Source organism: Pseudonocardia sp. ICBG1142, from assembly GCF_020496255.1.
In the GTDB taxonomy this organism is placed as follows: Bacteria; Actinomycetota; Actinomycetes; order Mycobacteriales; family Pseudonocardiaceae; genus Pseudonocardia.
Genome location: NZ_JAHLJC010000032.1, coordinates 151311 through 165579 on the forward strand (window position 1 = coordinate 151311; position 14269 = coordinate 165579).

At 76.1% G+C, this 14269-nt stretch carries 14 protein-coding genes; 9 read left to right on the forward strand and 5 right to left on the reverse strand.

Annotated features, from left to right (window positions below):
- Positions 1–9: 9 nt before the first annotated feature.
- Complete coding sequence (locus tag KPL59_RS31015; RefSeq protein ID WP_226362945.1) at positions 10–987, reverse strand: alpha/beta fold hydrolase; 978 nt, start codon at positions 985–987, stop codon at positions 10–12.
- A gap of 143 nt (positions 988–1130) precedes the next feature.
- On the opposite strand from KPL59_RS31015, the gene KPL59_RS31020 reads away from it, so the two are divergent.
- The 3 genes from KPL59_RS31020 (at position 1131) to KPL59_RS31030 (ending at position 4729) form a co-directional block, all read left to right on the forward strand.
- Positions 1131–2132 (forward strand): hypothetical protein, encoded by a 1002-nt coding sequence (locus KPL59_RS31020; RefSeq protein WP_226351363.1) that lies wholly within the window; start codon positions 1131–1133, stop codon positions 2130–2132.
- Between the two features lie 6 nt (positions 2133–2138).
- Positions 2139–4001, forward strand: coding sequence for an HAD family hydrolase (locus KPL59_RS31025; RefSeq protein WP_226362946.1), 1863 nt, complete (start codon positions 2139–2141; stop codon positions 3999–4001).
- Between the two features lie 101 nt (positions 4002–4102).
- Positions 4103–4729: a TetR/AcrR family transcriptional regulator gene (locus KPL59_RS31030; RefSeq protein WP_020625908.1), complete on the forward strand. Its 627-nt coding sequence runs from the start codon at positions 4103–4105 to the stop codon at positions 4727–4729.
- A 30-nt stretch (positions 4730–4759) separates the two neighbouring features.
- Here the strand turns inward: KPL59_RS31030 and KPL59_RS31035 are convergent, their stop codons facing one another.
- Positions 4760–5671, reverse strand: coding sequence for an alpha/beta fold hydrolase (locus KPL59_RS31035; RefSeq protein ID WP_226362947.1), 912 nt, complete (start codon positions 5669–5671; stop codon positions 4760–4762).
- A gap of 14 nt (positions 5672–5685) precedes the next feature.
- Complete coding sequence (locus KPL59_RS31040; protein WP_226362948.1) at positions 5686–6600, reverse strand: diiron oxygenase; 915 nt, start codon at positions 6598–6600, stop codon at positions 5686–5688.
- 160 nt (positions 6601–6760) lie between these two features.
- Between KPL59_RS31040 and KPL59_RS31045 the strand changes: the two genes are divergently transcribed.
- Both KPL59_RS31045 and KPL59_RS31050 read left to right on the forward strand, forming a co-directional pair.
- Positions 6761–7390: a TetR family transcriptional regulator gene (locus KPL59_RS31045; RefSeq protein ID WP_020625911.1), complete on the forward strand. Its 630-nt coding sequence runs from the start codon at positions 6761–6763 to the stop codon at positions 7388–7390.
- Positions 7387–7716, forward strand: coding sequence for a DUF4873 domain-containing protein (locus KPL59_RS31050; RefSeq protein WP_226362949.1), 330 nt, complete (start codon positions 7387–7389; stop codon positions 7714–7716). The genes KPL59_RS31045 and KPL59_RS31050 overlap by 4 nt, the downstream gene beginning before the upstream one ends.
- Positions 7717–7791: 75 nt before the next feature.
- Here KPL59_RS31050 and KPL59_RS31055 read toward each other — a convergent pair whose 3' ends face one another.
- Complete coding sequence (locus tag KPL59_RS31055) at positions 7792–8022, reverse strand: DUF3107 domain-containing protein (RefSeq protein ID WP_020625913.1); 231 nt, start codon at positions 8020–8022, stop codon at positions 7792–7794.
- 106 nt (positions 8023–8128) lie between these two features.
- The gene (locus KPL59_RS31060; protein ID WP_226362950.1) at positions 8129–8785 is read right to left on the reverse strand and encodes a ferritin-like fold-containing protein; all 657 of its coding nucleotides are present in this window, start codon (positions 8783–8785) and stop codon (positions 8129–8131) included.
- 259 nt (positions 8786–9044) lie between these two features.
- On the opposite strand from KPL59_RS31060, the gene KPL59_RS31065 reads away from it, so the two are divergent.
- The 4 genes from KPL59_RS31065 (at position 9045) to KPL59_RS31080 (ending at position 14269) form a co-directional block, all read left to right on the forward strand.
- Entirely contained in the window at positions 9045–10919 is a 1875-nt protein-coding gene (locus KPL59_RS31065) for a DEAD/DEAH box helicase (RefSeq protein ID WP_255678208.1), read from the forward strand.
- Positions 10920–10927: 8 nt separating this feature from the next.
- Positions 10928–12181 carry a hypothetical protein gene (locus KPL59_RS31070; protein WP_226362951.1) on the forward strand — a complete coding sequence of 418 codons (1254 nt, stop codon included), beginning with the start codon at positions 10928–10930 and terminating at the stop codon, positions 12179–12181.
- A 46-nt stretch (positions 12182–12227) separates the two neighbouring features.
- Positions 12228–12842, forward strand: a complete 615-nt coding sequence (locus KPL59_RS31075; RefSeq protein ID WP_226362952.1) for a PadR family transcriptional regulator — start codon at positions 12228–12230, stop codon at positions 12840–12842.
- Positions 12843–12934: 92 nt separating this feature from the next.
- Positions 12935–14269 carry an NAD(P)/FAD-dependent oxidoreductase gene (locus tag KPL59_RS31080; RefSeq protein WP_226362953.1) on the forward strand — a complete coding sequence of 445 codons (1335 nt, stop codon included), beginning with the start codon at positions 12935–12937 and terminating at the stop codon, positions 14267–14269.

Here is a 14269-nt window from a genome sequence, read left to right on the forward strand (position 1 = left end):
ACGTGCGCGTCATCTTCCCGCACCCGCTCCGACCGGCACCGCGTCCCACAGCGCGGCGACGGCGTCGGCCACCGCCGCGGGCCGCTCGATCTGCGCGACGTGCCCGGCGCGGGGCAGCACCAGCAGCCGCGCCCCGGGCAGCGTGGCGGCCGTCCGCGCGGCCAGCCGCGGGGACACGATGCGGTCCTGCTCCCCCCACACCACCAGCGACGGCACCCGCACCCGGGCCATCCGGCGCCAGATCTCGCGCCCGGCCCACAGCCCGAGGAGGCCGCGGGTGGCGCCGTCGGTCGCCGCGCCGGCCCAGGGCAGCGTCGCGCGGTGCTCGTGCTCGGAGATCAGCTCCTCGAGCCGGCGGGTGGAGCCGCGCTGCGGGTCGGCGAAGCAGACCTTCACGATCCGCTCGGCCCTGGCACGCAGCGGCTCCTGCGCCAGCGCACGGCGCGCGCCGCGCCCGAGCAGCGGCACCATGGCCAGCGCCATCCGCGGGTCCGACAGCCGTCGCGGGTCGGGGCGCCGGTCCGGCACCGCGGGCGAGACCAGGGTGAGGCTGCGGACGAGTTCGGGACGGCGGGCCGCCACCGTCGTCGCGATCACGCCGCCGAGGGAGCTGCCGACCAGGTGCACCGGGCGGTCGCGCCCGGCCAGCCAGCACAGGAGCGCGTCCGCCATGCCGTCCGGCCCGAAGTCGGCGACGGCGGTCGGCTCGGACAGCCCGAACCCGGGCAGGTCGACCGACAGGCCGGTGGCCCGCGGCGCGAGGAGCCCGGCGAGGTCGGTCCAGTTCGTGGCCGACCCGGCGAGGCCGTGGACGTAGACGGCGTCGGCGTCGGCGGAGCCGGGGGTCTCGCGCACGTGCAGGGTGACCCCGCCGGAGGTGACCGCGCGGCCCGGCCACGGCGGGCGTTCCGCCGAGGCACCCGGGGACGTCTCGACACCCGGCGTCGGCACCGGGGCGGGCACGGTGACGGGCGGGTGAACGGACATCGACGGGGCGGCGACCATTCGACCAGCATAACGTGTCGCGCACGTCACTCGCCGTGCCGGGTGACGCCCGTCTCGCTGTGATCACCGTCCGCGTCCGGCGCTCCACGGAGCGCAACGTGACGGCCCCCCGGACGTTGTACCCCGTGGACGACGCGACGGAGGAGGTGGGCATGGGGCGGATCGGCGGATCGGCCGCGGCCCGGCTCGCCGGGTTCGGCGCCGCGTCGGTGCTGGTGTTCACCGCGGCCTGGACGGCGGGCGGCGCGGTGGGCAGCAGTGCGGTGGGCAGCGGGGTGGGCGGCGCTCCGGAGACCCCGACCGCCGGTGCACCGGGCGACGCCGACCCCGGTGACGTGCGCGGCGACGGCGGTGTCCTCGCCGCCGGTCTGGCCACCGGGGACGCGACGACCGGCGCGGGGGGTGTGCTCACCACCGCGGCCGGCTACACCCTGACCCCGGTCGGGATCGTCTACCCGTGGCGCGAGCCGACCGAGGTCGCCTTCACCGTGACCGGCTCCGACGGCGCCCCGGTGACCCGGTTCGACACCCCCTCCGACGGCTCGGGGGTCATGGACGTCGCCGTGCTGCGCCGCGACGTCGCCGGCTACCAGCGGCTGCGGGCCACCCAGGGCCCCGACGGCGTGTGGCGGGCACCCGTGCGGTTCCCCGGCCAGGGCGTCTGGCGGCTCTACGCCGGGTTCACCCCGACCGGCGGCCCACACCTCGACCTCGGGGCCGACCTGCACGTCCCCGGCACCTACGGCGCCTTCACCTTCCCGGCCGAGAACCGGGCGGGGCTCTGCGGGGGCAGCGACCAGCAGGTCCGCCTCGACGGCGCCCTGGTCCCCGGCGGGGAGTCCCGGCTGTTCGCGACCGTCGGGCGCGACGGCACCCCGGTCACCGACCTCGAGCCCGTCGACGGCGGCGCGTTCGGCCGGATGACCGCGGTCCGCCAGGGCGACCTGGCCCGGTTCCCCGTCCGCCCCGAGATCACCGGCGCGGCCGCCGCCGACCGCTCCGGGCCCGGGGTGGCGTTCGCGGTGTCGGTCCCCGCTCCGGGCAGCTACCGGCTGTTCCTCGACTACCGCTCCGGCGGTGTGCTGCGGTCGTGCGAGTTCACGCTCCCGACCGCGCCGGGGAGCTGACGGCGGTTGCGTCCGGTCCTGCGGGACGCCGCGCGGGCGGTGGCGGCCCTGCTCGCCCTGCTGCTGCCGCTCGCCGGTCCCGCCCTGGCCGGCGCGACGTGGGCCCCGCACTGCGCGGCGGTGGCCCTGCTGGTCGCCCTCGCCGTCGTCGCGACGACGGGGGGCCCTGGCCTGCGCGTCGCCGCCCGCGGCCTGTGGGAGGGCACGGTGACCGCCGAGACCGGCGTCGCGGCGGCCGTGCTCGCCGCGCTGGGGTGGTCGGCGGCGGTGCAGGCCGTCGCGGCGGTCTCGCCCGCGGGTCCGGTCCCGGTCCCGACCGACCCGCTCGCCGGGCCCGTCCTGCTGCCCGGGGTCGCCGCGGTGCTGACCGTCGTCGCGGCGGCGGTGCAGCGCACCGGGCGCCCACCCGGCCCGCACGGCGGGGACACCCGGGCGGACGCCGACGAGGTCCGCGCGGGCCTGCGCGCCGTCGCCGACCGGTGGAGCGCCCTGCTCACCCCGCCCGCGGCGCTGATCGCGGTCGCGGTGACCGCGTTCGCGGCGGGCACCGGCACCCCGTGGCCCGCCGCGGTCCCGGCCGGGATCGCGGTCCTGGTCGGGGCCTGCCCGCTGCCGCTGCTGGCCGCGCTGCCGGCGGCGCTGCGGGCCGCGGACCGGGCGGGCGGCGACGCGGTGCGGCTGCCGGTGCCGTGGCCCGGCCGTCGCGATCCGGTGGGCTGGACCGGGTCCGCCGGCGGACCGGGGCTCGCGGGCCGGGTGGACACCGTCGCGCTGGCCGGGCCGGACGTGCTGACCGGCACCGCCCCCGGGACGGTCACCGTGCACGCGGGCCGCGGCGAGGATCCGGCGCTGGTGCTGCGGCTGGCCGCGTCGGTCGCCGCGGGTGCGCGGCCCGGGTCGGACCTGCGCACCGCGGCGCGGGCGCTGGCCGCGGCCGTCGACGGCCCGGTGCCCGACGTCGCCGAGGCCGACGAGCAGCCCGGCCTCGGGGTGTCCGGCCTGGTGGCCGAGCTGCGGGACCCCGGCCCGGACGGCGGCGGCACGACCGCGACCGTCGTCGCGCACGCGGTGCTGCTCGGCAGCCCGGACTGGCTGGCCGAGCACGGGATCCGGGTGCCACCGCCGTTGTCGGTGGAGCGGGAGCGGGCGGTCGCCGAGGGCCGGGCGGTCCTGGTCGTCGCCTGGGACGGGTGCGCCCGCGCCGTGCTCGCGCTGCCCCGGGCGCCGCCCCCCGAGGCCCGCCCGGAGATGTCGGAGCTGGTGGCGGCCGGGGTCACGCCGGTCCTGCTCACCCCCGACGACGACGGCGCCGCCCGCGCCCTCGCCGCGGCGACCGGTCTCGACCCGGCCGACCCCGACGCCGTCCGCCCGGGGCTGGACCCGGCGGCACGGGCCGCGGCCGTCGCCGGGCTGCGGGTGCGGGGCCGCACGGTCGCGGTGGCGGGCGACCCGACCACCGACGAGGCCGCGCTGGCCGCCGCCGACCTGGCGGTGGAGCTGGTCCCCTGGCCCACCGCCGACGGCCGGCCCACCGCCGACAGCACCGGGACCGGGTCGGGGTCGGGGTCGGGGTCGGGGTCCACCGAGCACCCGGACGACGCCCCGGACACGCGCCCGGACCCGGTCGTCGCGCCCGCGCACGGGTCGGAGAGGATCTGCGCCCGTGGCGGTCCCGCCGAGGTGGCCGCCGCCCTGCTGATCGCCCGCCGGGCGCGGGCCCGGGCCCGCTCGTACGTCCGTGCGGCCGTGGTGCTCGCCGTCGCCGGCGTGGTCCTCGCCGTGCTGGGGACACCCGCGGTCGTGGTGGCCGCCGTGCCGGTCCTGGGTGCGCTCGGGCTCGCCGCACGGGGACCGCACCGCCGATCGTGAGAGGTTGTCACCCTTCTGCGGCGACACCCGTTCACGGATCGTTCGTCAACGCGGTTACCTGCTAGTAGGGTTATCCCACGACGGTGAGAGGTAGGGGGCCCATGACCGGAACCGCCACGCCACGGGGCGCACGACTGTCCCGCGGCGCGCGTCGCGCCCAGCTGCTGCTGGCCGCCCGCGACGTGTTCGCCGACCAGGGCTACCACGCCGCCGCGATGGACGACATCGCCGAGCGGGCGGGTGTCTCCAAGCCCGTGCTGTACCAGCACTTCCCCGGGAAGCTGGAGCTGTACCAGGCGCTGCTCACGACCTACGCCGAGGAGCTCGTCGAGCGGGTCTCCAACGCGATCGAGCGGACCGAGCACAACAAGGAGCGGGTGCAGGCCGCCGTCGCGGCGTACTTCGACTTCGTCGCCGGCGAGGGCAAGGCCTACCGCCTGGTGTTCGAGTCCGACCTGCGGGGGGACCCGGAGGCCGCGGCGCTGGTGGAGAGCGCGCTGGACCGCTGCATCGACGCGGTCGCCGGCGCGGTCACCGCCGACGCCGGGCTGGACCAGGACCGCGCGCGGCTGCTCGCCGTCGGGCTCGTCGGGCTGAGCCAGGTCGGCGCCCAGTTCTGGCTGGACTCCGACCAGCGGGTCCCGCGCGACGAGGCGGTGGCGCTCATGGCGTCGCTGGCGTGGCGCGGCATCGCCGGGTTCCCGAAGCAGGGCCTCGACCAGATCTGACGCCCCACCGCCGACGACGGGGCGGGCGGCTCAGGCCACCTGCTCCGCCGTGGCCCGGCGCACCAGCGCGGCGATCCGGCCGGTGACCCCGCCGACCCGCTCGACCGGGAGCATGTGTCCGGCACCGGGGAACACGGTCAGCTCGGCGCGCGGCAGGCTGCGGTGGATCCGTCGGGCGAACCGCGGCGGCGTGAGCCGGTCCCGGGTCCCCACCAGGATCTCCACCGGCAGCGAGGAGAACGCCGCCAGCGCCTCGTCGCGCTCGTGGGTGGTGAGGGTCGGGGTGAAGCCGGAGATCGTCGTCGGACGGCAGTCGGCGATCGCCTCGCAGGTCGCGCGGACGGCGAGCCGGTCCGGCCGGGTGCCGAGCAGCAGCGGCTGCAGACCGGCCCGCAGCAGGGTCGGGTGGGTCGACAGCGACCGGCGCTCCGTCCACAGCGGACTGACGGTCACCTTGTCCTTGCCGGCCAGGAAGAGCTTCGCCGGCAGCCCGGTCATCCCCAGCGTCGCCGCCGCACCGAGGCCGCCGCTCGCGGTCGCGACGAGGGCGACGCCGGCGACCCGGGACGCGACGAGGTCGGGGTGGCGCTGGGCCAGCGCCATCGCCGTCATCCCGCCCATCGAGTGCCCCGCGATGACCAGCGGGCCGCTCGGGGCGAGCCGGGTGATCACCTCGGCCATGTCGTCGGCGAGGACGTCGAGGGTCTTGAGCTCGTCGGGGGTGTCGTCGGAGCGGCCGTGCGCGCGGTGGTCGTAGCGGATCACCCGCGGGGCGGGGCCGGCACCGGGCGCGCCGACGGCGAGGGCGTCGGCGACCGGGGCCCAGCAACGCTCGTCGAGCGTCCAGCCGTGGGCGAGCAGCACCGTGACCGGTGCCGACTCCGGACCCGAGACCCTGGCGAACAGGCCGGTCCCGTCGCGGGTGACGATCCGTGTGCTCATCGCGGGATGCCTCCTCAGATCAGGTGGGCGCGCTTCCACAGGGTCTCCGTCGGGCCGCCGACGATCCCCTGCTCGCGCAGGAACGGCACGAGCTTGCGCGAGGACCAGCGCAGCATCTCGTGGTGGTGCGGGTTGGCCAGCGCCGCCTTCCGCCCGACCGCCGGGGCGATCCCGACGCTGCGGTAGACCTCGGGATGGATGAGGTTGCGGGCGACGACGAACGCGATCCGCGCGGTGAGGTAGCGGGCCCAGACACGTTCCGCGCGATTGGTCCTCGGCATGATCCGCTGGAGCTCCTCCCGGGCGTAGCGGACGTGCCGGGCCTCCTCGGTCACGTGGATCTTGTTGATCATCCGGGACAGCGGCTGGACACGCTCGTCCCGCATCCCCTCGCGCTGGAGCTGGTCGAGGATCTCCTCGACGAACAGGGTGCCGGCGAACATCGCCGGGCCGGTGCCGATGGTCTTCATCAGCCGGCCCTGCTCATGGGTGAGCCGGCGGGGGGTGTAGTCCGGCACGCCGTAGCGCTCGGTTGCCTTGGCGAACATCATCGAGTGCCGGCACTCGTCGGCGATCTCGACCAGCGCGTACTGGATGTGCGCGCGACGGGGGTCGCGGTCGTAGGCGTAGCGCAGCAGCATCTGCATGAGGATCATCTCGAACCACAGCCCGATCCGGGCGACGCTGCAGAACTCGTGCACCGACAGCGTGATCCGCTGCTCCTCGGTGAGGCCGTCCCACAGCGGCGTGCCGTAGAGCGACACGCGCTCGGGGACGATGCCGTACCGACCCTCGACCAGCGGGGCGTCCCAGTCGATGTCGATCGAGGGGTCGTAGGAGGTCGTCACCGAGCTCTTCAGCAGCCGCCGAGCGGTGTCCTCGCGGTCCGCGAGGTGGGCCTTGCTTCCGGTCCGGGCGGGAGCGCTCATCGGTCGCGCCTTCCTGACGAGGGGCCTGCGGTGGCGGGTTCCACACCCGGAACCCTTGCTGTTACCGCCAGTAACAGTTACCACTGGTAACGTGCCCCAGGAGCCGAGGGATGTCAAGCCCGATGCGCGCAGCCGCCGACGGGAGGAACGGCGGACCGAGATGGTCGCCGCCGCCGTCGACGCGATCCGCGAACACGGTGCCGGGGTCTCGGTCGCCCAGATCGCCGGCGCGGCCGGCATCACCAAGCCGGTGCTCTACCGGCACTTCGCCGACCGCGCCGACCTGCAGCGCGCCGTCAGTGAGCACGCCGCGGACATGCTGATGCAGCGGATCTACCCGGTGCTGGCGATCGACGCCGAGCCGATCGAGCACGTCGCCGCCGTCATCGACGCCTACCTCGGGATGATCGAGGAGGAGCCCCAGCTGTACCGGTTCGTCGTCGCGAACCCGGCCGAGCCGGTGCCGGGCGCCGAGATCGCGCAGGACGTGCGCGGCCAGATCGGCGCCCTGCTGACCACGCTGTTCGGGGAGCGGCTGCGCGCCCAGGGCCGCGACTCCGGCGGCGCCGAGGCGTGGGCGCACGGGATCATCGGGATGGTCCAGACCGCGGGCGAGTGGTGGCTGGAGCGCCGGACGATGAGCCGTGACGCGCTCACCAACTACCTGTCCGCGCTGATCTGGGGCGGGATCGCCGGCGTCGCCGGGCTCGACTCCCCCACCGCGACCGCCGACATCCTGCGGCTGGTCCCCGAGCCACAGGTGCACGAGGGGTCGGTGCAGGACCGGTGAGCGCCGACCACGACCACGATCACGACGAGGGCTACCGCGGCCCCGCCACCCTGGTGCTGGGCGAGGAGACGGTCGAGGTCGAGGTGCTCCTCGACGCCCGGCACGAGCCCTTCGACGGCAGGCTGCACTGGGCGGGCCGGGTCGCCGCGCACCCCCGGCTCACCGCACTGCTGGGCAGCCGCGGCGGCACCGCAGAGGTCCGGACGCCAGGGCACACGGCCGTCGGCACGCTGTCCGAGCCGGACGTCTGGGACCGGTTCCGGATCACCGGCACCGGCAGGCCGCCGTTCGCGCTGGACGGGCCGCCCCCGCCGGAGACCGACTGACCGGCCCCCTCCCCCGGACACGCGTCGGGCCCGGCCCCGCGGACGGGTACCGGGCCCGGACGACCGTGGGTGCGCTCAGCCGCTGAGGCCGAACCCGACCCGGCGCTCCTCGGACGGGCCGATCTCCACGTACGAGATGCGCGCGACCGGGACGACGTAGCGACGGCCCTCGTCGTCGGTGAGGTCCAGCAGCCCGTCGTCGGACTTCATCGCCCCGCTCACGAGCTGGGCCACCTCGTCCGGCGTGCGGTCGCTGGACACCACGAGCTCCCGCGGGGTCTCCGCGATGCCGATCTTGACCTTCACCGGTGGTCCTCCCGATCCGTCACTTCTGATCACCTTGCCCGCGCCAGGCTAGTCGAGATCGGGCCGGAGCATCGGCGAGCCGCGACCCCGACCACCGGGCCGGGACTCAGGAGAGTCCGAGCCTGCCCATCCGGCGGCCGTGCGCGGTCTGCACCGTCCGGATGAGTCCGGCCACGCCGCCCTTCTCTCCCGAGCCGAGCACGATGAACTCGGCCAGCTCGTCGCGCTCGGCGACGACCCGCTGGGCGTGGGTGACGGCCTCGCCGAGCAGCCGCCTGCCCCACAGGGCCAGCCGGTCGCGCTGCGCCGGGTTGGCGGTGCAGGCGGCCTGCACCTCGCGCTCGGCGAAGGCGGAGTGCCCGGTGTCGGCGAGCACCCGCTGCACCAGGTCACCGGTGCCGGGATCCACCCAGCCCGCGACCTCGCGGTAGAAGTCGGCGCCGAGACCGTCGCCGAGATAGGCCTTGACCAGCGATTCCAGCCAGCTCCGCGGGGCGGTCGAGGCGTGGTAGCTGTCGATCAGCGCGACGAACGGCGCCATCGCGTCCGCGACGGCGATCCCGCTGCGGCCCAGGTGGTCCTCGATGAGGCGGAAGTGGCCGATCTCGGCGGCGGCCATCGTCGACAGCTGCGCGCGGCCGGCCAGCGTCGGCGCGGCCCGGGCGTCCTCGGCGAGCCGGTCGAACGCCGACAGCTCGCCGTAGGCCAGCACGCCGAGCAGCTCCACGGTCGCGGCCGTCGGCGCGTCGCCTCCAGTGGTCATGGACGCCACCCTAACCGGGCCCTACCGGCCGGCCGGGCGGCCCGCGACGGCCGTCGCGACCACGGCGCGAGGCATCTCACCCCACCCGGCGACGGCCGCGCCGTCGTGTTCGGGCGCCGCGGCGGGTACCATGCGGTCAGCGCGTCACCGGATTTCGGGCTCATGGGACTCCACGGGGACGCGCCCACCGCGCGGGGACCGGGTAACGGGACGAGCGGCCGACCCGGCCGAGCACGTCTCACCGGGACCCGCACCCGTACTGGTGCGCGCAGCGCCTCGGCTGCTCTCCCGCCCGGACCGTCCCGACGGCCCGGGGCCGGTCGACGAGCCACGCCACGGCTCCTGTGCGCGGAGAGAGGCGATCACACTGTCCCGAAGCGACAGCACCGACACCCCCGAGGCCGACCCGGGCTTCCTGCCCACCGGCATCACCCCCAGCGAGACCCCGCTCGGCGTGACCAACCCCGGCGGCGAGAAGCTCCCCCCGACCTTCGCCGAGCTCGGCGTCCGGCCCGAGATCGTCTCCGCGCTCGCGGAGAACGACATCGTGCGCACGTTCGCGATCCAGGAGCTCACCCTCCCGCTGGCACTCGCCGGCGAGGACGTCATCGGCCAGGCCCGCACCGGCACCGGCAAGACGCTGGGCTTCGGCGTCCCGCTGCTGCAGCGGATCACCCCGCCCGGTGAGCGCCCCGCCGCCACCGCCGAGGGCGAGGCCGCCGACCGCACCAAGGACGTCCCGCAGGCGCTCGTCGTCGTCCCGACCCGCGAGCTGTGCGTGCAGGTCGCCCGGGATATCGCCGCCGCGGGCAAGAACCTGGGCGTGCGCGTCGTCGCCATCTACGGCGGCCGGGCCTACGAGCCGCAGCTGGAGGCCCTGCGCAAGGGCGTCGACGTCATCGTCGGCACCCCGGGCCGGCTGCTCGACCTCGCCGAGCAGCGCCACCTGGTCCTCGGCCGGGTCAAGGCACTCGTCCTGGACGAGGCCGACGAGATGCTCGACCTGGGCTTCCTGCCCGACGTCGAGCGGATCCTGCGCATGCTCCCCGAGGAGCGGCACACGATGCTGTTCTCGGCGACCATGCCGGGCCCGATCGTGCAGCTCTCGCGGGCGTTCCTGACCCGCCCGACGCACATCCGCGCGGAGGAGGCCGACCAGGGCTCCATCCACGAGCGGACCAAGCAGCTGGTTTACCGCGCGCACGCGATGGACAAGGTCGAGCTGGTCACCCGGGCCCTGCAGGCCAAGGACCGCGGTCTCACCATGATCTTCACCCGGACCAAGCGGACCGCCCAGCGCGTCGCCGACGACCTCGCCGAGCGCGGCTTCGCCGCCGCGGCGGTGCACGGTGACCTCGGCCAGGGCGCTCGCGAGCAGGCACTGCGCGCGTTCCGCGCGGAGAAGGTCGACGTGCTGGTCGCGACCGACGTCGCGGCCCGCGGCATCGACGTCACCGGCGTCACGCACGTCATCAACTACCAGTGCCCCGAGGACGCCAAGACCTACGTGCACCGGATCGGCCGCACCGGCCGCGCCGGACGCGAGGGCGTCGCGGTCACGCTGGTGGACTGGGACGAGACCCCGCGCTGGAAGATGATCTCCGACGACCTGTCGCTGGGCATCGACGAGCCGGTCGAGACCTACTCGACCTCGGACCACCTGTTCACCGACCTCGACATCCCGACGACGGCGTCCGGGCGGCTCCCGCTGTCCGCGCGCACCCGTGCCGGGCTCGACGCCGAGTACATCGACTCCGACGGCGACCACCAGGGCGCCCGCAAGCCGCGCGGCAGCCGTCGCGACGGTGGCGGTCGCGACGGTGGTGGCCGTGACGGTGGCAGCCGCGAGGCCGGCCGCAACGGCGACGGCGACGAGGGCGGTCGCCGTCCGCGGCGCAACCGCTCCCGTTCCCGGACCCGGGGCGGCGTCGCGGTCGAGGCGGGCGCCTCGACCACCGCCGAGGGTGCCGCCGCCGCGGGCTCCGCCGAGGGCGCCCCGCAGAACGGGCCGGACGCCGGCGCGTCGGCCGAGGGCGGGGCGGCCACGCCGCGCCGTCGTCGCCGTCGCGGCGGGTCGCGGCGCGGACCCGGTGGCGGCGAGTCCGCCGACGGGGCCGACGCGGCCGCCAGCTGACACCACGCGTGCTGCGCGGCCGCCCCCTGCGGGACCGGCTCCCGCTCCCGGGCATCCCCGCCGAACGACGACACCGCGGCGACCGACTGGTCGCCGCGGTGCTCGTGCTGCTGCTGGCCGAGGTCGCGGTGCTCTACGCGGTGCAGAGCCCGGCCGCGCACACCGAGTCGGTGACGGCCGCGACCGCCCCCGCCCCGCCACCACCGGTCGGCCCGGTCCCGGCCGGGTTCACCGAGCTGTGGCGGGCGGCCAGCCCGGACACCCCGGTGCCGCTGGCGGTCGGGGACGGCGTCGTCGTCGCCGAGGGGTCGCGGGTCTCCGGGCGCGACGCGCGCACCGGCGCCGAGCGCTGGAGCTACGAACGCGACCTCCCGCTGTGCACCACCGGGTTCGCCGACGGTCGCGTGCTCGCGCTCTACCGCAACGACGAGTACTGCTCGGAGCTCTCCACGCTCCAGCCCGACTCCGGCGCCCGTGGCCCGGCCAGAACCCTCGACGCCCGGCCCGGCACCCGGTTGATCGGCCAGGACCCGGTGCTCGCGACCGGCCAGGACTACGTCGAGACCTTCCGCTCCGACCTGGTCCGCACCGCCGAGTACGGCACGGTGCGCGCGCTGGAGGAGCCCGGCTCGCAGCCGCGGTCGGGATGCACGTTCGGGTCCTTCGCCGCCGCCGAGGACCGCGCCGTGATCCTGGAGCGCTGTCCCGGCGAGCCCTCCGAACGGTTGACGGTGCTGCGTCCCAGCCGCACCGAGGGCGACCGGCCCGCGTTCGACTCGTCGTCGGTCATCGGGACCGACGGTGCGCAGGTGATCGCCGCGTCGTCCGAGCGCGTCGCCGTCCTGCTGCCGGGCGTCCCCCGCCTGGCTCTCTACGACGGAGGCGGGCGCGGCATCGGGGAGTTCCCGGTCGAGGCGGGTGCGACGGTCGCCGCCCCGGCCGACGGCGTCGCCCGCACGACCGCCGACGACCGGAACCGCTACTGGTGGACCGGCGGGGCGACCGTCGCGCTGGACACCCGCAGCCTCCAGCCGCGCTGGAGCCTGCCCGGCACCCTCGGCCCCGGCACCCGCTACGGCGACCGGCTGCTCGTGCCCGTCCCCGGCGGGATCGCCGACGTCGACCCGGCCACCGGCGTCGTCGCCCGGACCCTGCCGGTGGACCGCGGCCCGGTGGCCGGACCGGTGCTGCTCGCCGCCCAGGGCGCCCTGCTGGTCGAGCTGCGCGGCAGCGAGCTCGTCGTGCTGGGGCCCGCCGGCTGAGTCCCATCCTTGCCATAGTGTCTTCGACACTAGTATCGTCGACACCATGACCCAGCGGTCCGGCCTCGCCCTCGCCGTGCTGTCCCTGCTCACCGAGGAGCCCATGCACCCCTACCGGATGCAGCAGCTCATCCGGGAGCGGGGCAAGGACGACGTGGTCAACGTCGGGCAGCGGTCACAGCTCTACAAGACGATCGACCGTCTCGCACGCGACGGCCTGATCGTCGAGCACGCCACCGAGCGGGAGACCGCCCGCCCGGAGCGCACCCTGTACACCGTCACCGACGCGGGCCGCGAGACAGCCGAGGAGTGGACCCGGGAGATGCTGGCCGTACCGCGGCCGGAGTTCCCCGAGTTCGTCGTCGGCCTCGCGCACCTGCCCCAGCTCACCCCGGCCGACGCCGCCGCGGCGGTGGAGAGCCGCCTCGACACCCTGCGACGACGGCTGGCCGGAGCCCGGGCCAGCCACGAGGCGGTGGCGGGCCTGCTGCCGCGGGTCCTGCTCGTCGAGCTCGACTACACCATCGCGATGCTGGAGGCCGAGACCTCCTGGGTCGCCGCACTCGTCGACGACGTCCGCGGCGGCCGCCTCACCTGGAACCGCGAGGAGCTGCTCCGCCTGACCTCGCACAGCGGCCTCGCCTCGCCCGACCGCCCCTGACCGGGCGCCCGGCGCCTCCGACCACACCGCACGCACGGCCGTCGCATCCGCGACCGGCCGCGATCCGCCCTGCTCCGACACGGAGGTCCACCATGTCCGTCCGAGTGATCGTCGCCGGTGCCGGCACCGGCGGCCTGTGCCTGGCACAGCTGCTGCACCGGGCCGGAGCCGAGGTCGTCGTCCTGGAGCGCGACGTCGACCCGGGGCCCGCCGGGCTGCGCGGCTACCGGGTCGGCATCTCCCCCGACGGCGCCCGCGCCCTGCGGGCCTGTCTGCCAGCGGAGCTGTACGCGGTGTTCGAGGCGAGTACGGCCGCGCCGTACGACCGGCTGCTGATGTGCACCGAGCAGTACCGCGAGCTGCTGTCGCTGCCCTTCGCCGAGCTGCCCGGCGGCGGGGCCGAGGAGTTCAACGTCAGCCGCAGCACGCTGCGCCGGGTGCTGCTGACCGGCATCGAGGACACCGTGCGCTGGGGCAGCCCGTACGTCGGCCACGAGGTGGACGACGACGGCACGGTCGTCGCGCACACCGGCGACGGGGACACGGTCACCGGTGACCTGCTCGTCGGCGCCGACGGCGCGCACTCCCGGGTCCGCGGGCGGTTCCTGCCCGGTGCGGGCCTCACCTCCACCGGGCTCGTGGCGATCGGTGGCCGCGCCCCGCTCGACGCCACCACGACCGCGCTGCTGCCGAGCGCCGACGGCATGGCCCTGGTGTTCGACCGCACCGGGACGATGGGGATCAGCCACGTCATGCGGATGCCCTGGGACGACGACCGCGTCCCGCGCCCCGGGATCGACCCGGACCGCGCCGCGGCGCTACGCGGCTGGCCCGGCCTGGCCGGGGATCCGACGGGCGACTTCGTCTCCTGGGGCGTCACCGTCTCCCACACCGCGCTGCCGGGCGGGCGGCCGGTGTCCGCGGACGGCTCCGCTCTGCTAACCCTGGCGCAACGGGTCACCACGGACTGGGATCCGCGCTGGCGCGCGCTCCTCGGCCGCTCGGACCCGGCGTCGGCGTTGTGGATCGACATCCGCACCTCCGACCCGCTGCCCCACTGGGAGCCCGGCCCGGTCACGCTGCTCGGCGACGCCGCGCACACCATGACCCCCGGTCGCGGTGCCGGCGCCAACACCGCCCTGCGCGACGCCCGTGAGCTCGGAGAACGTCTGGTCCGGGTGCACCACGGCGACCTGGACCTGCGCACCGCCGTCGGCGGTTACGAGGCGGAGATGCGCCGCTACTCCGCCGTCGCGGTGCGCGAGTCGCTGCAGCAGATGCACGACGACTCCGACCGCGGACCGGTCTCCCGGACGCTGGCGACGGCCGCACAGCGGACCGGGCTGCGCCTGGTGAACCGGGTCCCCGCGCTCCGACGACGGCTGGCCCGCGGCATGCAGCGCGCCCGGGACTCCGAACGCGCCTGA